This is a genomic window from Beduinella massiliensis (assembly GCF_900199405.1).
GTDB lineage: Bacteria > Bacillota > Clostridia > Christensenellales > Aristaeellaceae > Beduinella > Beduinella massiliensis.
In genome coordinates this window covers 2,981,006-3,002,811 of record NZ_LT963430.1, presented here as the reverse complement: position 1 = coordinate 3,002,811, position 21,806 = coordinate 2,981,006, and the positions used below count along the sequence as shown (strand labels likewise).

Below are 21,806 nucleotides of genomic sequence, written 5' to 3'. Positions count from 1 at the left end.
CATGCTGGAAACGCTTCGCAACGCATGGAGGATCCCGGATCTTCGCAAAAAGATCCTCTACACCCTGCTGATGCTTTTGATCTACCGCCTGGTCGGCGTCATCCCGGTTCCGGGCATTGACCTGACGAAGGTTTCCTCCACGATCGAGCAGTTCAGCCTGCTGGGCTTCATGAACATGATGACCGGCGGCAGCCTGTCTCAGATGTCCGTCATGGCAATGGGCATCACCCCGTACATCAACGCGTCCATCATCCTGCAGCTGCTCACCGTGGCTATCCCGGCCCTGGAGCGGCTGAGCAAGGAAGGCCCGGAAGGCCGCAAGAAGATTACCGAGTATACCCGTTATACGACGGTCATCCTCGCCTTCATTCAGGCTGTCGGCCTGGTGTACGCGATGCACGCTTCCGCCAAGAGCGGCTTCGTGTCCTACGTCGTGATCGGCCTGTCCATGGCGGCCGGCACCTCGCTGGCCATGTGGATCGGCGAGCGCATCACGGAGAACGGCATCGGCAACGGCATTTCGCTGTTGATCTTCGCCGGCATCGTCTCCAACCTGTTTAACTGGTCGGTTTCGGGCGTCAGCGGTCTGTTCCAGGGCACCGTCAGCTGGTTCGTGTTCATCGCGATCATCCTCGGCGCGCTCATCATGATCGTCGCCGTGACCTTCGTGGACATGGGCGAGCGCCGCGTACCGGTTCAGTACGCGAAGCGCATGGTCGGCCGCAAGATGTACGGCGGTCAGTCCACCCACATCCCGATGAAGGTGAACTCCACCGGCGTTCTGCCGCTGATCTTCGCCTTCTCGATGATGCAGTTCCCCGGAACCATCTTCGCGTTTTTCCCGCAATCGGGCATCTCTATTTGGTGGAATAACTTCACGAGCGGCGGATTCTATCAGATCGTCCTGGCTCTGCTGATCGTGGGCTTCACCTTCTTCTACACGAGCATCACCTTTAATCCGGTGGATATCAGCAAGAACATGCAGCAGTACGGCGGTACGATCCCGGGCATTCGCCAGGGCAAGCCCACGAGCGATTATCTCTCCCGTGTCTCCAACCGTCTGACGCTGTTCGGCGCCATCTTCCTGGCTGTGCTTGCGACGCTGCCGACCCTGATGACGAATCTGGCAGGCATGCGGGTGCCGTTTGCGGCTTCTTCCATGCTGATCGCCGTTTCCGTCGCCATTGAGACGATGCGCCAGCTTGAGAGCCAGATGCTGATGCGTCACTACAAGGGCTTCCTCTAAGATGTATCCGGAAGGAGGAACCGCAATGAATGTGGTATTTCTTGGCCCGCCCGGCGCGGGCAAGGGGACGCAGGCTGTGCGCGTGTGCGAACGGCTGAACATCCCGCAGATTTCCACGGGCGATATTCTCCGTAAAGCGATCAAGGAGCAGACCGAGACCGGTCTGAAGGCGAAGGCTTTCATCGACCAGGGACAGCTCGTGCCCGACGATGTCGTCATCGACATCGTCCGCGAGCGCCTGGCGATGCCGGATTGCCAAAACGGATATATACTGGACGGCTTCCCGCGCACCGTTCCCCAGGCGCAGGCGCTGAGCGGCTTCGCCAGGATCGACGCGGTGGTCGACATCGAAGTCAGCGACGACAAGCTGGTCGCCCGTCTTTCCGGACGGCGCGTATGTCCGGCTTGCAGCGCGACATACCACGAAAGCCGCCTGAGCGGCAAGACGGACTGCGACAAGTGCGGCGCCGCGCTGATCCAGCGCGACGACGATAAGGCGGAGACCGTCCTCAATCGCCTGAAGGTCTATCACGATCAGACGGCGCCGCTGATCGATTTCTACGGTAAACAGGGTCTGCTGAGGACCGTGGATGGTTCGCAGCCGCTGGATGACTGCTTCGCAGACATCCTCAAAGCGCTGGGAGTGTAATATGATCAGCATTAAAAATCCTTCGCAAATCGCAAAAATGCGTGAGGCCGGCGCGCTTCTGCACGAGGTTCTCACACAGGTCAAGGCCCGGATTGAGCCCGGCATCACGACGAAAGAGCTGGATCACTTTGCGGAGCAGCTCATCCGCAGGCACGGCGCGGTTCCGTCCTTCCTGCACTACGAAGGGTATCCCGCGAGCCTCTGCACGTCGGTCGACGAGCAGGTGGTGCACGGCATTCCCGGCAATACCGTGCTGCGTGAAGGGTCGATCATCTCGATCGACGGCGGACTGGTTCTGGACGGCTGGCAGGCGGACAGCGCCTTTACGGCGGGCGTGGGCCAGATCAGCCCAGAAGCGCAGCGCCTGATCGACGTGACAGAGCGGAGCTTCTTTGAAGGCATCGCGCAGGCGCGTGAAGGAAACCGCATCAGCGATATCGGACACGCAGTGCAGACCTTCGTGGAAGCACACGGCTATTCGGCCGTGCGGGCGCTTTGCGGACACGGCATCGGCCGGGAAATGCACGAAGACCCCGAGGTACCCAATTACGGCATCCCCGGACACGGCCCGAGGCTCCGCGCCGGCATGACGCTTGCCGTGGAGCCGATGATCGCGGCCGGTCACTGGGCGGTCAAGACGCTGAAAGACGGCTGGACGGTCGTGACCAGTGACGGGAGCCTCTGCGCTCACTATGAACACACCATCGCCATTACCGGTGGGGAGCCTGAAATCTTGACGCTTCCCGGGTACGGCAAGGAGGGAAACCGATGACCTCTTTCCCGATGGAAATCGGTCGCGTGGTTTACTCCAAGGCCGGGCGCGACGCAGGAAGTCACTACGTCGTCGTGGGGATCATCGACGGCGAATATGTGGCCATTGCAAACGGCTGTCTGCGTAAAGTAGACAATCCAAAGAAGAAAAAGATCAAGCATTTAACGGCAAGACCGGAATGTATTGCCAGCGTTCAGGCAAAGCTCCAGGAGGGGAAGATTGTCTTTGACTCCGAGCTGCGCAACTGTCTGGAAGCGGCCGGTTACGCCGACACGCTACCGCCGCGTAAGGAGGGCTGAGGGTTGGCTAAGAGCGATAATATCGAAGTAGAAGGCACCGTCATCGAAGCGCTGCCCAACGCAGTATTCCAAGTGGAGCTGCCGGGTGGGCACCGCATCATGGCCCATATCTCGGGAAAAATGCGCATGAACTTCATCCGCATCTACCCGGGCGATAAGGTAACCATTGAGCTCTCTCCCTATGATCTGACCAGGGGACGCATCACCTGGCGCAGCAAGGGCTGAGGCTGACACATTGGATTAGGAGGATCTTGGCATGAAAGTCAGACCGTCGGTCAAACCCATTTGCGAAAAGTGCAAGATCATCAAGCGCAAGGGCCGCGTGATGGTCATCTGCGAGAACCCCAAGCACAAGCAGAAGCAGGGCTGATTTCCGCGGCGGACGCCGGAGGAATTGCTTTGCGGCGTACATGATGCACTCGCCGTCACGCGGCGGGCGCATGGTCATGACAGGAAGGATCGCTTGGGCGGCTGCGCAAGCATGAGCTTGTGTTCCATGCGACTTTTCATACATTTCACTGTATTTTAAGAAGCGAACTATCTGGAGGTGCATGTAGAACATGGCACGTATTTCGGGTGTAGACCTGCCGCGCGACAAGCGCGTTGAAGTTGGCCTTACCTACATCTTCGGTATCGGACTGAAGACCGCCCAGGCCACGCTGAAGGCCACGGGCGTGAACCCCGATACCCGCGTGAAGGACCTCACGGAGCAGGAAGTCGGCAAGCTGCGTGAGTATATCGAGCACAACCTCAAGGTGGAGGGCGACCTTCGCCGCGATGTGTCTCTGAACATCAAGCGCCTTGTGGAAATCGGTTGCTATCGTGGCGTTCGTCATCGCCGCGGCCTGCCGGTACGCGGACAGAACACCAAGCAGAACGCGCGTACCCGTAAGGGCCCGAAGAAGACGATTGCTGGCAAGAAGAAGGCCACGAAGTAATAGGAGGGATTCACAATGGCACCTAAGCAGAAGCTGAAGAAGACGGCCCGCAAGCGTCGCGAGCGCAAGCTCGTGGAACGCGGCGCCGCCCACATCCGCTCCTCTTTCAATAACACCATCGTCACGCTGACCGACACGCAGGGCAACGCCCTGTCCTGGGCGTCCGCTGGCGGCTTAGGCTTCCGCGGCTCCAAGAAGTCGACGCCCTTTGCCGCCCAGACGGCTGCCGAGACGGCCGCGAAGGCCGCGATGGAATACGGTCTGAAGACCGTCGAAGTCTACGTCAAGGGCCCGGGCTCCGGACGCGAAGCGGCGATTCGTTCGCTGCAGGCGGCGGGTCTGGAGGTCAACATGATCAAGGACGTTACGCCGATCCCGCACAACGGCTGCCGTCCGCCCAAGCGCAGAAGAGTGTAATTTAGGAGGTATAGACAAAATGGCTAGATATACAGGTTCCGTTTGCCGTCTGTGCCGCCGCGAGGGTACGAAGCTCTTCTTGAAGGGCGAGCGCTGCTTCTCCGCGAAGTGCGCTGTGAGCGCGCGTCCCACCCCTCCCGGCCAGCATGGTCAGGCTCGTCAGAAGAAGATGAGCGAGTATGGCACGCAGCTTCGCGAGAAGCAGAAGGCCCGCCGCGCATACGGCGTGCTGGAAGGCCAGTTCGTTCGCTACTACGAGAAGGCGGCCAGCATGAAGGGCGTCACCGGCGACAACCTCCTGCAGCTGCTGGAGCGCCGTCTGGACAACGTCGTGTACCGCCTTGGCCTGGGCGCGTCCCGCCCGCAGGCCCGCCAGCTTGTCCGTCATGGCCACATTCTGGTCAACGGCAAGAAGGTGGATATTCCTTCCTATCTGGTGTCCGCGAATGACGTGATTACCGTTCGTGCCCGCAGCAAGGAGCAGGTTCACTTCAAGAACCTGCGTGAAGGCACTGGCCGCATCGTCCCGAAGTGGCTGACCCTCGATGCCGAGAACCTGACGGCTACCGTCACTGCTCTGCCGACGCGTGAAGATGTCGATCTCTCCATCGAAGAGCACCTCATCGTCGAGCTTTACTCTCGTTAATGAGAGTTACCTTTCTCCCTCGACGACGGCTATATTGAGGAGGGTTTGTTGAATGATCGAAATCGAAAAGCCCCGGATCGAACGACTGGAAACCGGTGAGAACAATTGCTACGGTAAATTCGTCATCGAGCCCCTGGAACGTGGTTTCGGCCACACGCTGGGCAACTCGCTGCGCCGCGTGCTGCTCTCTTCGCTTCCGGGCGTCGCGGTCTCCAGCATCCGCATCGAAGGGATTCAGCACGAGTTTTCGGCTGTGCCCGGCGTGAAGGAAGACGTGACCGAGATCATCCTCAACCTCAAAGAACTCTCTGCTCGGCTGTATAGCGAAGGCACGAAGCTAATCAGCATCGACGTGAAAGGACCGTGCGAGCTCACCGCCGCCGCGCTTGAGGTGGACGACGAGGTGGAGGTCATCAACAAGGACCTGCACATCGCCACCCTCAACGAGGATGCGCATCTGGTGATGCACGTGACGCTTGAAAAGGGTCGTGGATACGTTTCCGCGGATCGCAACAAGCAGCCCAATACGCCCATCGGCGTCATTCCGGTGGATTCCATCTTCACCCCCATTCGCAAGGTGAACTACGTGGTGGAAGACACGCGTGTGGGTCAGATCACGGACTTTGACAAGCTGACGCTGGAAGTATGGACGGATGGCAGCATTCTGCCGGACGAAGCCATCAGCCTGGCGGCGAAGATCCTTTCGGGCCATCTGACGCTGTTCGTAAACCTCACGGAGCATGTGATGCCCGTCGACTTTAACGAGCCGGAAGATGACAAAAAGGAAAAAGTTCTTGAGATGACCATTGAGGAACTGGATCTTTCGGTCCGTGCCTACAATTGTCTGAAGCGTGCGGGCATCAACACCGTGGCTGAACTGGTTCAGCGCAATCAGGAAGACATGATGAAGGTCCGCAATCTGGGCAAGAAGTCCCTGGAAGAGGTCGAGCAGAAGCTGGCCGCGCTGGGATTGGCCTTGCGTGCCAACGACGAATAAGCACTGTGATTTGAAGGAGGTTTCCACTCATGGCATATCAACGCAAACTGGGCCGGACCGCCGACCAGCGGAAGGCGCTGCTGCGCAACCAGGTCACCAACCTGATCTGGTACGGCCGCATCGAGACCACGCTGGCCCGCGCGAAGGAGGTTCGCTCCGCCGCCGAGCGCCTGATCACGCTGGCCGTGCGCGAGTGCGACAACAATATCGAAGCTACCAAGACCTTCAACAACGACAAGGGTCAGACCGTCACCGTCACGGTGCGCAACGACAGCCCCTCCAAGCTGCATGCCCGCCGTCTGATCATGGCTTACCTGTACAACATGCAGGAGCAGAAGAAGGCGGACGAGAGCAAGTCGGAGTACCGGGAGCGCACGAAGGACGTGAAGTATCCCTGCGTAGAGAAGCTCTTCACCGAGATCGGTCCCAAGTACAAGAAGCGCAACGAAGAGAAGAACTGCGCCGGCGGCTACACCCGCATCGTGAAGAAGGGCCCGCGACGCGGCGACGCGGCCGAGATGGTCATTCTGGAGCTGGTGTGATACGTCAAGCGTCCTTCCGCTGGGAGGGGCGCTTTTCTTGTATGCAATAAATCATATCGCTGTGCCGGGTAAACGCACGGAGCCGTTATGGGGGCAATCCCGTAGCGGCTTTTTTGTATCTCTTCAGAAGAGGGACGTAAATCCATAGTCATAAACCGGCTTGAAGAACTGCGCAATGCTTTCTGTCCAAGCGGATGTTTTCAGATTAAACACAGTTTTGTCCTTAAAGGCAGTCGATAGGGCATCGTTGGTCGCTGGTCTGCGCATACAGACTACTGGTCTTTATGCGCAAACTGCTTTAGACGATAGCTTGTGAAAACAACCCGTAAGGGCCGGAAAGCGTATAAATAACGGAGATTACGAAAGATAATTTTAGTATAGACTTTAGGTCTGTTTGCTGCGCAAACGGGGGGATAAAACGCCAAAAACGTGAAGTATTAAGTAAAAATTAATACCTCCGCAAAGCTGCCAAGCATTGACATGTGAGGAAGCGTTGGGATAAAATAAGATTGGATTGAAATCCATCCATTCTTGCTGCGCTACGAAATATCGCAGCGAGGCTTGGCAATAAAAGCATAAGTTTTGTGATGGGTAAAAAAAGAAATAGCCGGAATTATGCGAAGCAAGTTTGCTTCTCACAATCCCGACTTACGGATCAACACGATACATATGCTTTTTCTGATAAGACGCGAATATCTGGCGTGGATCAGCGGAATGCGGGGAAGATGGAGGTGCGGCGATGAAGGGGACAGGAAAACGATTCTGTGAAGAAACGGCCGGAAGCCATGGATATTGGCGCACCTTTCGCCAAAATATCGGCAGCATTCACCTGCCAGACAGAGACGGGCTGGAATGCATGGCGACGAGAACAGTTCGGAGCATCTGTTCGGGCGGCAGTCCTGGCTTTTATCATGTTCCGCGAGGGGCGTGTTGGCTGTTAAATCAGCCGCGATGCGATAGCCTCGCGATAGGGCGAAACATGAGGAACGAACGACAGCGGCGCATCTGTAAAAGGTCTGCGATTGTCTGCGGCAGCCTCAGCGAGGAACAGGCAGGGCAGACTTTGAGAGAAGAACGGCCAGCCTTTAATAGAAAGGCGGCAACACGCGGACAGCCTCCACAGAAAAAGATAGGGGCGGCAAACGATTCCTTCTCGACGAGCGTATCCGGAAGGATCAGAACAGATTAGACGTAAATCCGCTTTAGAACATACAAATCGATCGCATGGAAGGATGGTCAGAATATGAAAAACAAGAAGTTTTACGAAACCAAGGCGTTCAGATGGATTCTCGCGGGCCTGCTCGCGTTTATCCTGATTTCAAACGACGCCATCGACAAGATGATCCACATCTACGCCAACGAGGACGGTCAGGTGGAAGAAGTGGACAACAGCGCAGCTGAAGAAGCGGCACGCGAGGCCGAGGAAGCTGCGCGCAGAGAAGCTGAAGAAGCTGCTCGCAGGGCCGAGGAGGAGGCCGCGCGTAAAGCGCAGGAAGAGGCCGAGCGTAAGGCTGCCGAGGAAGCGGCCCGCAGGGCTGAGGAAGAAGCAGCGAGAAAGGCCGAAGAAGAAGCAGCGAAGAAGGCCGCCGAGGAGGAAGCAGCTCGCAAGGCTGAGGAAGAAGCGGCGAAGAAGGCTGCCGAGGAAGAAGCAGCGAGAAAGGCTGAGGAAGAAGCGGCGAAGAAGGCTGCCGAGGAAGAAGCAGCAAGAAAGGCCGAAGAAGAAGCGGCGAAGAAGGCTGCCGAGGAAGAAGCAGCAAGAAAGGCCGAAGAAGAAGCGGCGAAGAAGGCTGCTGAGGAAGAAGCGGCGAAGCAGCAGGCAGAAGAGGTGAAACCGACCGATGTTCCGGCGACGGAAGCGCCGGTGACTGAGCCGACGGAAGCGCCGACGGCACCAGCGACTGCGGAGCCTACCTCGGAGCCTACGCCGGAAGCTGCCCCGACGCCAGTACCCACCGAAGCACCGGCGGTCGAACCGACCGAGGCACCCGAGCTGCCGACCGGCCGGGCGATCTTCATGCTGATGATCGACGGCGAGTATGAAGAGATCGGCAAGATGGACATCGAGCGCGACGGCGGCGTCTGCTATGTGAGCAAGGACGACCTGCGCGCGATGCTAAAGGAATACGACCTGAAAGCAAACGACCTGCGCAACGCCTGGAAGTGGTGCGTAGAGAAGGACGACGTAAAGCTCTCCGAAGCCAAGCAAGATTTCAGATTGCAGAACGATCGCTATGAGATCCTCGGTTATGACGGCATCGCCCAGGGCGAGGACATCGTGCTCTTCGCGGACAAGGCGTTCCAGATAAAGACGGAAGAGGAAAAGAACGAAGCGACGATTGAGCCTGAAGCGACGGCGGAACCTGAAGCGACGGCGGAACCGGAAGCGACGGCGGAACCGGAAGCGACGGCGGAACCGGAAGCGACGGCGGAACCGGAAGCGACGGCTGGGCCTGAAGCGACGGTGGAACCGGAAGCGACGGTTGAGCCTGAAGCGACGGTGGAGCCCGAAGCGACGGTGGAGCCTGAAGCGACGGTTGAGCCCGAAGCGACGGCTGAGCCCGAAGCGACGGTGGAACCGGACAAGGTTCTATATCTGGGAAGCATCACTGTGAATGGCGCATCCGTGAATGTGCGCGAGGCGGCCAATTCGGATTCTGCACTCATTGGCCGTATATATGACACGACAGGGATTGAGGTGCTGGGCGAAGCGGACGGCTGGTATCGGGTGCGTGGCATGAGCATCGAACGCGAAGAGATTACGGGCTATGTGGCCGCGAAGTTCGTGAAGTTAGGTGAACTTCCTGCTGCGACTCAGGAACCGGAAGCGACGTTGGAGCCGACGGCGACGCCAGAGGAGCTAGAAGGATATGACGCCATTATTAAAGCGCAGGAGGAAGATGCTTTCGTTAACGTCTATGCTGAACCGGCGGTAGAATCCGAAGTTCTGGCCCAGTTGATGAGTGCATCTGCGATAAAGGTGCTTTCTGTAGAGGGAGACTTTGCGAAAATTTCTATCGGAGATTTAATCGGTTATGTGGAAGCAGGGTTCCTTGGCCATAACGAAACGGGCGCTGAGCGCAGCGCCTATATCGTTATGGACATTCCGCAGGATTTCCGGCTGGGCGACTCAGTCACCTTGCGGTGTATTCTTGGCGGATATGAAGAGGCAAGCTATACTTTGCAATGGCAGTTTGCTGCAACCGATTGGAACGGAAATATTACCGGACACTGGCAGGATCAGCCTGAAGCGAATGCGGATGAATATACCGTAGTACTGACTGAAAGCAATTTGCTGACAGCTTGGCGCGTCAGGATTGATGTGGCGGAGGAACTGAAATAAGAGGATATCGAGGCGAAAGCGAAGGAATCGCTTTTGCCGGTTCCCTGCTCATAAGCTTTACAGTACGCGATAAGGAGGGCTATCCATGAAATATCGTATAAAGCAAATCCTGGCAATCATGACGGCGGTCATGCTATTGCTGAACACCATGCCCGTTAGTGCATTGGCCGATGCAAGCGGTGCCATGGCTATTATGAATGCGCTGAAAGGCGCCGGGGTGACGGTAGAAAAACAATTAACCATTTACAAAAATACCGTTGATTCCGCAAATGCCCAAATAGTAACTGTGCGCGGTGTAAACGGACAGAAGATTGATCCGGGTTCCCCTATTTATGTTACCGACACAGGCGATCTAAATATGGATTGGCTTGTGGCACAGAGGAGCGACGGACAGCAGGTGGGGACTGTTGCGTATTTCGCCATAAAAAACGGTGAGGTTGTTCCTACAGGTAGCGCAGGCCAGGATCTGAGCGGAAACAATCTGGTCGCGCTCGAAGAGCAAACCACCCCAACGGTGGTAGCTGCTGAGATCGGATTGCGAGAGCTCACGAGGGTCACAACTTACGATTATACGAATAATACGAGCACAGACGCTTACCAGCTTTATGATGATTCTGACGTTGTAATCAGCCTCTATGGTCAAGTTGGCGATACTTTTGCGCTGACAAATCTGACGGATGGCTCAAGCTTTATCCTGGTCGACGAGCAGAATGCCTATCAGGGAGCATGCACAAAGGTGCAGGTTGTTCAGGATAATGACGCGTATAAGCTGGCGCCCTTAGATAGCGAAGGAAACGTATCTTCTTATGCAGTCGGCAAGGTGGTCGAGCATAAGTATGCTTTTGAGTTTCCGACGACCAAATTGCCGCAACAGTACGCCGAGGACGACGGCAGCGCGTGGCTCTGGAGAGGGAATACTGAGGCGGAGATCGCCAAGTACGTTTCGTCTGGCAGCATCACGATTCCGGCAAATTATATCGGTCAGATATTCTATGCCAGCCAGTTGACGGGGACAGACCCGCTAGGAATTGTTTATGCGACGAACCAGCCTTTCTACACGGGAGAAAAACAATGGATCGGCCGTTTCAGCAATATAAACGGCCAACGCAACGGCGCGAACCTGACGAATTATCTGCAGGTTAGCGCATACAAGGAAAAAGTGGCATATTACCAAATCGTAAAAGACGGTACGGACGGGGCTAAACTGGTTGCGGTGCGTGCTGACGGAACAAGTGCAGACGTAGCCGACACAGCCATGTATGTCCCCCAAAAGACGACTACGCCGCCGAATCAGAAGCTTACGCATATCAATGTTCGGCTTGACGGCAACGTGGTGTATATTGACGACGAAACAAAGACGATCTATACCGGCCAAGTATCTGTCACCAATCCGGTTCTCAACGTTACAGTTGAGGGTAAGAAGCTTGTTACCAATGATTCGATGAAACCGCAAGACAATAAAGGCGGAATCATGGAATATGAAACAAAATTTTCGACGAGTTTAGACCGAAAGACAGCGATCGATCCAGATAAGACGAAGATTACGCTTCACTTTAACGTAAGCGGCGTGCTAAAGACAAGCAACGGCGATGAATATGCAATCGACAAACCGTTTGACGTATCGCTCAACGGCGCACAGTTGGCTGCGGCGATCGAGGCGTGCCCGAATAACTGGGGCTATGATGTAATCCTTGATATTTCTGAGCTGCTGAATTTGGAACATGAAGAGCAGGATACGGTCATCACCGTAACGAAGATTTGGGATGACGTAAACGATGCTCAGAACAAGCGGCCCGATGCTGTAACCGTAACGCTTAAGAGGACCTCTGATCCTGTAAATCCGAAAGACGATTGGTCTAAGAAAGTTACCCTTTCTAAGGATCAAGCGTCTGATTCCAATGCTAACATTTGGATGCTGAAGGTGTCCGATCTTGAAAGGTGGTATACCTACGAAATTGGCGGCGCCACGAAGCGCGGTATAATTATTATATCGCATCGGAAGATAATGTAAATCCTCAAGGGGAAGCGGTCTATCTTGATCCCGATATTTCGGGTACCAGTGTGACCAATAAGAGCGTATATGATGGCGACCGTACTGTAAAGGTAGAGAAGCTTTGGCGTGACGGCGAGGATAGCACAAACCGCCCAAGCGAGCTGTCCATCTATTTGCTGCGCAATGGCCTAAGATACTCCGAACAGAAAATGAACGCGACGAGTGGCTGGACGGTGACATTTGATAAACTTCCGGCTAAAGACAGAAACGGGAACCCGTACACGTATACCGTAGAGGAACCGCTGGTAGACGGCTATGCAGAGGGGGTAATCAAGCAGACGACGGACGGCTTTGCGATTACCAATGTGCAACTCACGACGATCAACGGAGAGAAAAAATGGGAGGGCGATACGGATCACGAAGATGCACGCCCCGCGTCCATTCAGGTTCAACTGTTGGCTGGCGGCAGCGTCGTTAAAACAACCACAGCCACTGCGTCTGATGAGTGGAAGTTCGTATTTGAAGATGTGCCGAAATACGATAACGATGGCAAGCTGATCATTTATACGGTGAAAGAGGTACGTCCGGACACGGAAGAGTGGACCAAGCTGTACACCACGACCTACAATCAGACGGACTATACGATTATCAATACGTTGACGAATGCTTGGCTTGTATTGACCAAGAAGATCGTTGATCCGACGGGAGAAGATAGCAGCAATATCGCTTTTAAGTTCCAAGTTAGCGGTATTACGACCGACAATACACCGATTAATTTGAAGTCTGGCCAGAGCAGCACTCATTTGGTCAAGATCGGCCAGAGCTATCAAATTACAGAGACCGTGCCCAACGGCTGGACGCTTTCGAAGGTCGAGGGTACAAATGGGAACAGGAACGGATCATCTGTAGCCATTGTACCGGGAACAAATAGGGTGACCTTTACGAATACGCGTAAAACAGCTGATGTGAGGGCCGAGAAGAAGTGGATCCCGGAAAGCCTGTCGCAGGATAATAACTTGAATGTGCAAGTTCAGTTGATGCGCAATACGAACACGCGCGTGGGAGAGCCCAGATTGCTGAATAAAGCAGGTGGTTGGTCGACCACGTGGTCCAGTTTGCCCGCAACCTCTGCAGATGGTAAAACCAACTATACCTATACCGTTAGCGAATTGACGATAAACGGGGTAGCAGTGGTTGGAAATGCGGCGACTGTAAACGGTGTGAAGTATACGGTGGCGGTCAGCGGCAGCGAGAACAGCGGCTATACCGTTATCAACACACAGCAAACCGGCAGTTTGACGATCACCAAGACCATCGGCGAGAATGACGACGGTAGCATCCATTGGCCGCCGGTTGGAAGTAAGTTTGAAATCCAATATGGAAGCACACCTGTATCGGGCAGTCTGTTTGCAGTCTATGAAGGAAATGGTGGATTTTCTTATCAAGACGCGAACGGTAACTCAATATCCAACACGATTGACGGAATACCGATCGGCACCCGTATTGCGGTTACCGAAATACTTCATGGCGGATGGAACGTTGGGTATAAGATTAATGGAGGGACCGAAAGCGGTTCGAACACTATCGAGATCGGAAATGATTCCAATACGGTCGAAGTCGTAAACAGGTATGCTGTAAGCCCGACGACGCTAGGGCTAAGCGGAACGAAGACGCTGACAGGGCGAGCGTGGAAGCCCGGAGAGGAATTTACGTTTAGCGTCAAGGAAAACGGGAATGAAGTGGCGACGGGCGTAGCGAGAGCAAATGGAGCGATAGCATTTACGCCGTCGAGCATCACGTACACGGAAGCGGGAGAGCACACGTATACGGTGACGGAGAACGTACCGGATGGCGTGAATGCGGGGAACCCGCGGAAAGACGGAACGACGTACGACTTGAGCGAGAAGACGATAAGCGTAACGGTAAGCGACAACGGAGATGGGACGCTGACGGCTAACGCGATAGGAAGCGCGGACTTCGAGAATGTGTACAGTGTGGATGAGACGACGCTGGAGCTAAGCGGAACGAAGACGCTGACAGGACGCGAATGGACAGAAGAAGACGAATTCGAGTTCACATTGACAGAGACGACGTCGGGCGAGGTGGCGGATAAGCTGACCGCCCCGCAGAAGACGACGGCGACAGAAGCGAACCGGAATCTGCGCTTCGATCTGGCCTACACGAAGCCGGGAGTGCACACGTATGAAGTGAAAGAAACGAACGTGAACAGAGCCGGCATCACGGTAGACGGGACGGTCTATACGGTGACGGTAACGGTAAGCGACAACGGAGACGGGAGGCTGAGCGTGACGCCGAGCGCGAACTACAACGCGCTGAACTTCACGAACGGGTACGAGGCGGAAGGCAGCCTGACGCTTTCGGGCGAAAAGACGCTGAACGGACGAGACCTGAACGCGAACGAGTTTGAGTTCACGGTAACGGAAGTAGACGCCGAGGGCAACGCCATTGAAGGCGGCTACACGCAGACGGCGGGCCACACGGAGGACGGAGCGATAGGTTTTGCACCGATCGTGTACGACCTGACGGGCGTAGGAACGCATCACTACCGGGTGGCAGAGACCGCGGGAATGCTGGGCGGCGTGACGTACTCCGACGCGGCGTATACGGTAGACGTGGACGTGACGGATAACGGAGACGGGAGGCTGAGTGTGACGCCGAGCGCGAACTACAACGCGCTGAACTTCACGAACGGGTACGAGGCGGAAGGCAGCCTGACGCTTTTAGGCGAAAAGACGCTGAACGGACGAGACCTGAACGCGAACGAGTTTGAGTTCACGGTAACGGAAGTAGACGCCGAGGGCAACGCCATTGAAGGCGGCTACACGCAGACGGCGGGCCACACGGAGGACGGAGCGATAGGTTTTGCACCGATCGTGTACGACCTGACGGGCGTAGGAACGCATCACTACCGGGTGGCAGAGACCGCGGGAACGCTGGGAGGCGTGACGTACTCCGACGCGGCGTATACGGTAGACGTGGACGTGACGGACAACGGAGACGGGAGGCTGAGCGTGACGCCGAGCGCGAACTACAACGCGCTGAACTTCACGAACGGGTACGAGGCGGAAGGCAGCCTGACGCTTTCGGGCGAAAAGACGCTGAACGGACGCGACCTGAACGCGAACGAGTTTGAGTTCACGGTAACGGAAGTAGACGCCGAGGGCAACGCCATTGAAGGCGGCTACACGCAGACGACGGGCCATACGGCGGACGGGGAGATAGAGTTCGGCCCGATCACGTACGACCTGGCGGGCGTAGGAACGCATTACTACCAGGTGACGGAGGTCATAGGAAGTACGCAGGGCGTGACGTATGACGGAACGATGTACACGGTAGAAGCGAGCGTGGCAGACGCCGGAGATGGAAGCCTGACGACGAGCGTGACGAAGATCACGAAGCCGGGAGAAGGCGGAGAGCCGGAGACGGCAGAAGTGATCGAGTTTGCGAACGAGTATGAGGCGGAAGGCAGCCTGACGCTTTCGGGTGAAAAGAGGCTGAACGGACGCGACCTGAACGCGAACGAGTTTGAGTTCACGGTAACGGAAGTGGACGCAGAGGGCAACGCAATTGAAGGCGGTTACACGCAGACGGCGGGCCATACGGCGGACGGAGCGATAGGTTTTGCACCGATCACGTACGACCTGACGGGCGTAGGAACGCATCACTACCGGGTGGCAGAGACCGCGGGAACGCTGGAAAGCGTGACTTACGATCAGGCAACCTATACGGTGGTAGTAAACGTGGCCGACAACGGAGACGGGACGCTGAGCGTAACGCCGAGTGCGAACTACGACGCGCTTAACTTTACGAACGCGTATCTTACAACGAGTGTTTCTGGCCGGAAGACGTGGATCGATGGGAACAACGACTCTCTGACACGTCCGCTGGAGATCACGATTAACCTGCTGCAAAACGGCGTGGTATACGCCGCACAGACGGTGCGCGCGAACCCGAACGGCGAGTGGCTGTATAGCTTTGACGAACTGCCCTTGAATGATGAGGCGGGTGTGGCCTACACGTACGCGATCACCGAGGATCAGGTGGAGGGCTACAGGGCGCCGGAATACGACGGCTACGACGTCACAAACCGCATCGCGCAGGAGACGATCAGCTACACGGCGAACAAGATCTGGGTGGACGACCCGAACGCGAACCACCCGACGATCACCGTAAGGCTGTACCAGAACGGGATCCAGATGGCGAGCGCTGAGCTGCCGAACGGAACGCTCCAGTACACCTTCACGGGTCTGCCGATGTACAATAGCGCGACGGGCGAGCTGTACAACTACACGGTTACTGAAGACGAAGTCGCAGGATATGACACGGCCATTGTGGGCAACGCCATCTACAACTACACGGTGGATAACGGAGGCGGCGCGACACTGTTGAACATCGACGAACTGGCGGTACCGCTCGGATTCGGCGGGACGATCATGAACGTCGGCGACTGCTTCGAATAAACCCACAAGAGACAGCGCCCCCTGACCCGGGCGGTTTCCGCCCGGGTCGGAGGGCCCTTTAAGGAAAGCGAGGGAATGTCCGTGAAGAGGCTTCTGTCTTTGGTGCTGACTGCGCTGCTGCTGGCGCTGCCGGTTCTGCCCGGCCTGGCTGAGGATGAGATCTTGAACCCACTGGCCGGCAAGGAGGCTGCACAGCCGGAGGCGCTGCCGGACGGCGCGGCGCAAGAAGAGATGACAAAATTGGTCGTGGGCTCCACGACGGAAATGAGCGGAAACTTTTTAGGGGATATTTGGGGGAACAATACGGCGGACATCGACGTGCGCACGCTTTTGCACGGATATGACGTGGTGGCGTGGACACAGGAGGCGATGTACACGATCAACCCGTCCGTCGTGCTCAGCGCAACGGTTGTGGACGACCGCGAGGGCAACCGCACCTACGTGATGGAGCTGCGCCGCGGGCTGATGTACAACGATTCGACGCCGATCACGGCGCGGGACTACGTGTTCTCGCTGCTGCTGCGCGGTGCGCCGCAGATCAAGGCGATCGGAGGCGAGACGAGCGGGGTGTCGCACATCCTCGGATACGACGACTACGCAAACGGGACAACCCCGTACTTTTCGGGCGTGCGCTTCTTGAATAACTTCAGTTTTTCGATCACGATCAAGGCGGAATACCTGCCGTTCTTCTACGAACTGACGATGCTCAGCACCGTGCCTTATCCGATCAGCGTGATTGCGCCGGGCTGCACGGTAGCGGACGACGGAAACGGCGCTTACGTGACGAACGCGGACGCGGCGGTCGCAGAGCCGGTCTTCACGCCGGAACTGCTGAAAGAGACGCTCCTCGCGCCGGAAACGGGCTATGTGTCGCACCCCACGGTGTCGAGCGGCCCGTACAGGCTGACAAGCTACGACGAAGAGGCGCGCGTCGCGCAATTTGAAATTAACGAATACTATCTGGGCAATTACGAGGGCCAGAAGCCGGTCATCCCGGAACTGGAATACCGTCAGGTGAGCAACGAGGAAGCGATCGGCAAGCTACTAAGCGGCGAGATCGGACTTCTGAACAAGGGAACGGACAGCGAGGTCATTGCGGCGGGGCTGGAGCAATTCGCACAAGATGCGTTGGGCTCGCAGAACTACCCGCGTTCGGGTCTCGGCTTCATCAGTTTCGCATGCGAACAGGGACCGGCGCAGTTCGAGGCGGTGCGCAAGGCGGTGGCCTACGCGCTGGATCGGGACGCGATGACGGCTGATTTCACAGGCAATTACGGCCAGACGGTAGATGGCTACTATGGCTTCGGTCAGTGGATGGTGCAGATGGTGAACGGGACGCTCTCGCATCTGGCGGAGGGGGAAACGGAAACCGCGGCACAGACGCAGGCATGGGATGAGCTTTCACTGGAAGGGCTGGAGCACTATACGAAGGACCTTGAGAAGGCGGAAGCGCTGCTCGTCGCGGACGGATGGACGCTCAACGAGAAGGGCGAAGCCTTTATAAAGGGTACGGACGCCGTGCGCTACAAGGACGTGGACGGCGAGCTGATGCGGCTGAGCCTGAAGTGGGCGAAGCTGCCGGACAACAGGGCTGCTGATCTTCTGGAAGAGGCGCTGGTGCAGCCGCTCGCAGCGATCGGCATGGAGATTCTCGCGGAGGAGGTGCCGTTCTCGCAGCTCCTGCGCCACTACTACCGTCAGGATGCGCGCACCTACGACATGTTCTACATGGCGACGAATTTCGTGCTGGTCTTCGATCCGTACGCGATCTACAACGCGGGCGAGGACTACAACGGAGCGCTGATGAACACCACGGGCTATGTGGACAAGAACCTGCAGAAGCTGGCGCTGGACATGCGGCAGACGGAGGTGGGGGACTACCTGAGCTACTGCAAGAAGTGGGTGGCGTTCCAGGAGTACTGGAACAGCGTGCTGCCGGCGGTGCCGCTATACAGCAACGTGTACTTCGACTTCTACACGACGAAGCTGCAGGACTACGCGGCGACGTCGAACCAGACGTGGGCGGACGCGATCCTCTACGCCTGGCTGGGCGATCCGGTCGAGACGCCGGAGGATGAAATCACCACGGACGACATCATCATTCTGCCGTAAGGCATTTTGTGGGCCGTTCGCCTGAAAAGGCGGACGGCCCGCTTTTTTAGTTTATGGAGAATTGCAGATACGGACGGGCGTGTATGCGCGTGGCACAGCCTTTACATATAGAGACCCATATTTAACCCATGCTTTACCAGATGCACAAGCAGGGTTCATGCGGCGATGGTATACTCCCAACGAACCGAAATGAGGGAGGAATAAAACATGATGAAAAAGATCTTATCCCTGCTGCTGTGCGCAGCAATGCTTCTGGCGTCCTGCGCGGTCTTCGCGGAAGAGGCGAAGGCAGCCATCCCGAAGTACGTCTTCATGTTCATCGGGGACGGCCAGGGCCTGCCGCAGATCAATGCCACGCAATACTATCTGGGTACTCTTGCCAATCCGGAAGCGGTAATGCCTACGCCGCAGGCGCTTTCGTTCACGCAGTTCCCGTATACGGGGATCATGACGACGTATGACGCCACGTCGTTCTGCCCGGACTCCGCCTCCACGGCCACGTCCATGGCGAGCGGCCAAAAGACGCTTTCCGGCGTCATCAACTACAACACGGAACTGACCGAGCCCTTCAAGCTGATCACGGAATACGCGAAGGAAGCGGGCAAGAAAATCGGCGTCGTGACGAGCGTGTCCCTCGACCACGCGACCCCGGCGGCCTATTACGCCAAGGTGAAGAGCCGCAAGGACATGTACGACATCGCTGTGCAGGGCTTGACTGGCACCACGCTGGACTACCTCGCGGGCGGTTATTACGCGCAGCCGGCCGGCAAGGACGGAGATCAGCAGGACGTGATGGAGGTCGCCAAGGAGAACGGCTGGACGATCGCCAACACCAACGAGGACATCCGCGCGCTGAACGCTGACAGCGGCAAGGTGCTGGCCGTCGTGCCGGACCTTGCGGGTGACGCTGCAATGCAGTACGAAATCGACCGCAGGAACATCGAGGCGGGCGGCGGCGACTCTCTCTCCCTGGCGGAGATGGTCGAAGCGGGCATCCGTGTGCTCGACGGTAACGACGGCTTCTTCCTGATGACCGAGGGCGGCAAGGTAGACTGGTCCTGCCACGCCAACGACGCCATGACGGCCATCGACGAGACGATCGCCTTTGACGACGCGGTGCAGGTCGCGATCGACTTTGCTAAGGAGCACGCGGACGAAACCCTGATCATCGTTACCGGCGACCACGAAACCGGCGGACTTACGATCGGCTTTGCGACCACCGGTTACGACACGCACTTCCAGTATCTCGCAAACCAGAAGATGTCTTATGAAGCCTTCGACGGCGAGATCGCGAAGCTGCGCGAGAATCAGGCGACCTATGAAGACGCGCTGACCCTGATCGAGGAGAACTACGGCCTCACCCAGACGGCGGACAAGGAGCTCACGCTGACGGCGGACGAACTGGCGAAGATCAAGACCGCGTACGAGCTGAGCATGCTGCCGAAGGACGAGCGCGTGATCGGCGACGCGGAAGCGCTTGCCTACGGCGGGTATGAGCCGCTTTCCATGGCGGTCTGCCACATCCTGAACAACAAAGCGGGCGTAGCCTTCACCTCTTATTCGCACACCGGCCTGCAAATCCCGGTTTACGCTACGGGTGTGAACGCCGAGCTCTTCGCAGGCGCATACGATAACTGCGACATCTTTACGCGCAGCATGAACGCGATGGGCCTTGCGCAGTAAGCTGCGGCGGAAAGCGATAGCAGAAAGAGAACAGCCCGGGAACGGGCGGCCCGGGGACCGCGCGTCCCCGGGCCTTTTTACCTCGTAGGAAATTGGAAGCCGCGCCTGCGCACGGAAGCGCGCGATGAAAGCGGCGGGTACGGCCCGCTTTTGGTAAAAGGGAGGAAACGGCATGAATAAGCTGCAAATGCACAAGGACAAGCGCCGCAACTGGATCTTTTGTATCGTCGTAGGGCTGCTCTGTATCGCGCTGGGTTACCTGCCCAGCGGATACCCTGCGCGCATGCCTGCGAATTCCACGCGGGAGCGCGTCAAGGTGCTGTCGGTCGACAACGCCAACCTGGCCCCTCTGGGCATCGTGTACTCCGGCGCGCAGGAGGTGGGGATCGAGATTCTATCCGGAAAATGGAAGGGCAGCGAGATGAACGCGGCGAATACGCTGAATTCCGCGCTGGAAAAGGACAAGCTCTTCGCGGCGGGCGACGAAGGACTTGCGATCATCCATGCGGACGAAGACGGACCGACGAGCGCGACGATGGTGGATCATTACCGACTGGGCAACGAAGGCATGCTCTTTGCGCTGTTCGGTCTACTGCTGATCCTGTTCGGCGGCGTAGCGGGCGCGGGGGCGCTCGTTTCGCTGGTGGCCAGCGTGATGGTGGTGTGGAAGCTGCTGATCCCGGCACTGCTCAAGGGGGATTCGCCCATTCCGGTGGCGCTGGGCGTGGTGCTCCTGCTCACGGCGCTGATCATGTTTCTGGTCGCAGGGTTTACTCCAAAGGCGCTGTGCGCCCTGATAGGCTCGCTGCTGGGCACGTTCGTCACCTGCCTGCTGGCGACCGGCTTTGGTGCGCTTTTAAAGCTCGACGGAAGCAACCTGCCGTACGTCGTGCCGCTTCTCTCGCAGAGCGCGATGCAGCTCGACATCCGCGAAATTTTCCTCGCCATGGTCTTCATCGCGAATTCGGGGTCGCTGATGGATCTGGCGATGGACGTGTCCGCGTCCTGTCAGGAGGTGTGCGTGCACCATCCGGAGATTACGCGTCGGGAGCTCGTCCGCTCGGGCTTTTCGGTCGGCCGCAGCGTCATTGGCACGATGACCACGACGCTCATGCTGGCGTACTCCGGCAGCTATCTTTCGATGATGATGTACTTCATGGGGCAGGGGACGCCCGTGGTCGACATCCTGAACTTCAAGTACGTGGCCTGCGAGGTGCTGACGACGTTGGTGGGTTCCTTTGGCCTGGTGAGCGTCGCGCCCTTCACGGCGTTGATCGCCGGCTTCGTGATGCCGAGGAGGCAGGCGGCGGATACGGGAGCGTTGCCGGAGGTTCGGTAAAGCGGAGAAGCGGACGGAGGCAGTCCGCCGCACCCCTGATCGCGAAATTCCTCGCGCAGGGGATTGTACATGGAAAGGTATCGTGCTATAATAACCGCGGACAACCGAATAAATGTCTTCAGGGCAGGGTGAAATTCCCGATCGGCGGTAAAGTCCGCGAGCGCTGCGCGCAGAATTGGTGTGATTCCAATACCGACAGTTAAAGTCTGGATGGGAGAAGAGCGTTTTTCGCGAAGCGAACAGGCACCTGAAGGGCATTTCCTTTTGGGTGTTTCTTTTATGGCGCTAAGGCTTGAGCCCGCGGCGCATGCTATCATCAGGCAGCGGGCGCGATGCCTGCAAGGCCAAAGGA

At 57.2% G+C, this 21,806-nt stretch carries 17 protein-coding genes and 1 riboswitch; all 17 genes read left to right on the top strand.

Annotated features, from left to right (window positions below; translation table 11 throughout):
* The first annotated feature begins 1 nt into the window (after nt 1).
* The 17 genes from secY to C1725_RS14485 all read left to right on the top strand — a co-directional run bounded on the left by secY (nt 2) and on the right by C1725_RS14485 (nt 21,454).
* On the top strand, nt 2-1,246 hold the full coding sequence (gene secY / locus C1725_RS14565) for a preprotein translocase subunit SecY (RefSeq protein WP_102412291.1): 1,245 nt from the start codon (nt 2-4) through the stop codon (nt 1,244-1,246).
* Between the two features lie 25 nt (nt 1,247-1,271).
* The gene (locus tag C1725_RS14560; protein ID WP_102412290.1) at nt 1,272-1,895 is read left to right on the top strand and encodes an adenylate kinase; all 624 of its coding nucleotides are present in this window, start codon (nt 1,272-1,274) and stop codon (nt 1,893-1,895) included.
* A 1-nt stretch (nt 1,896) separates the two neighbouring features.
* Nucleotides 1,897-2,667 carry a type I methionyl aminopeptidase gene (gene map, locus C1725_RS14555; RefSeq protein WP_102412289.1) on the top strand — a complete coding sequence of 257 codons (771 nt, stop codon included), beginning with the start codon at nt 1,897-1,899 and terminating at the stop codon, nt 2,665-2,667.
* Complete coding sequence (locus tag C1725_RS14550) at nt 2,664-2,966, top strand: KOW domain-containing RNA-binding protein (protein WP_102412288.1); 303 nt, start codon at nt 2,664-2,666, stop codon at nt 2,964-2,966. Before map ends, C1725_RS14550 begins: the two co-directional genes overlap by 4 nt.
* A gap of 3 nt (nt 2,967-2,969) precedes the next feature.
* A complete protein-coding gene (gene infA, locus C1725_RS14545) occupies nt 2,970-3,191 on the top strand; it encodes a translation initiation factor IF-1 (RefSeq protein ID WP_102412287.1) in 222 nt (73 codons plus the stop codon).
* A 31-nt stretch (nt 3,192-3,222) separates the two neighbouring features.
* The gene (gene rpmJ / locus C1725_RS14540) at nt 3,223-3,336 is read left to right on the top strand and encodes a 50S ribosomal protein L36 (protein ID WP_025434559.1); all 114 of its coding nucleotides are present in this window, start codon (nt 3,223-3,225) and stop codon (nt 3,334-3,336) included.
* Nucleotides 3,337-3,526: 190 nt separating this feature from the next.
* On the top strand, nt 3,527-3,904 hold the full coding sequence (gene rpsM, locus C1725_RS14535; RefSeq protein WP_102412286.1) for a 30S ribosomal protein S13: 378 nt from the start codon (nt 3,527-3,529) through the stop codon (nt 3,902-3,904).
* A 15-nt stretch (nt 3,905-3,919) separates the two neighbouring features.
* Nucleotides 3,920-4,321, top strand: a complete 402-nt coding sequence (gene rpsK / locus C1725_RS14530) for a 30S ribosomal protein S11 (protein WP_102412285.1) — start codon at nt 3,920-3,922, stop codon at nt 4,319-4,321.
* A gap of 19 nt (nt 4,322-4,340) precedes the next feature.
* Nucleotides 4,341-4,967: a 30S ribosomal protein S4 gene (gene rpsD, locus C1725_RS14525; RefSeq protein ID WP_102412284.1), complete on the top strand. Its 627-nt coding sequence runs from the start codon at nt 4,341-4,343 to the stop codon at nt 4,965-4,967.
* Between the two features lie 52 nt (nt 4,968-5,019).
* Nucleotides 5,020-5,964, top strand: coding sequence for a DNA-directed RNA polymerase subunit alpha (locus C1725_RS14520; protein WP_102412283.1), 945 nt, complete (start codon nt 5,020-5,022; stop codon nt 5,962-5,964).
* A gap of 29 nt (nt 5,965-5,993) precedes the next feature.
* On the top strand, nt 5,994-6,506 hold the full coding sequence (locus C1725_RS14515; protein WP_102412282.1) for a L17 family ribosomal protein: 513 nt from the start codon (nt 5,994-5,996) through the stop codon (nt 6,504-6,506).
* A gap of 1,243 nt (nt 6,507-7,749) precedes the next feature.
* On the top strand, nt 7,750-9,846 hold the full coding sequence (locus C1725_RS14510; RefSeq protein ID WP_102412281.1) for an SH3 domain-containing protein: 2,097 nt from the start codon (nt 7,750-7,752) through the stop codon (nt 9,844-9,846).
* An 85-nt stretch (nt 9,847-9,931) separates the two neighbouring features.
* On the top strand, nt 9,932-11,857 hold the full coding sequence (locus C1725_RS14505; RefSeq protein ID WP_102412280.1) for a Cna B-type domain-containing protein: 1,926 nt from the start codon (nt 9,932-9,934) through the stop codon (nt 11,855-11,857).
* Nucleotides 11,785-16,320 (top strand): Spy0128 family protein, encoded by a 4,536-nt coding sequence (locus C1725_RS14500; protein WP_102412279.1) that lies wholly within the window; start codon nt 11,785-11,787, stop codon nt 16,318-16,320. Before C1725_RS14505 ends, C1725_RS14500 begins: the two co-directional genes overlap by 73 nt.
* Before the next feature lie 81 nt (nt 16,321-16,401).
* Nucleotides 16,402-18,432, top strand: coding sequence for an ABC transporter substrate-binding protein (locus tag C1725_RS14495; protein WP_346026700.1), 2,031 nt, complete (start codon nt 16,402-16,404; stop codon nt 18,430-18,432).
* Nucleotides 18,433-18,639: 207 nt separating this feature from the next.
* A complete protein-coding gene (locus C1725_RS14490; protein WP_102412277.1) occupies nt 18,640-20,115 on the top strand; it encodes an alkaline phosphatase in 1,476 nt (491 codons plus the stop codon).
* Between the two features lie 172 nt (nt 20,116-20,287).
* A complete protein-coding gene (locus tag C1725_RS14485; RefSeq protein WP_102412276.1) occupies nt 20,288-21,454 on the top strand; it encodes a YibE/F family protein in 1,167 nt (388 codons plus the stop codon).
* Nucleotides 21,455-21,564: 110 nt separating this feature from the next.
* Nucleotides 21,565-21,681: riboswitch (FMN riboswitch) on the top strand.
* The last annotated feature ends 125 nt before the right edge of the window (nt 21,682-21,806 follow it).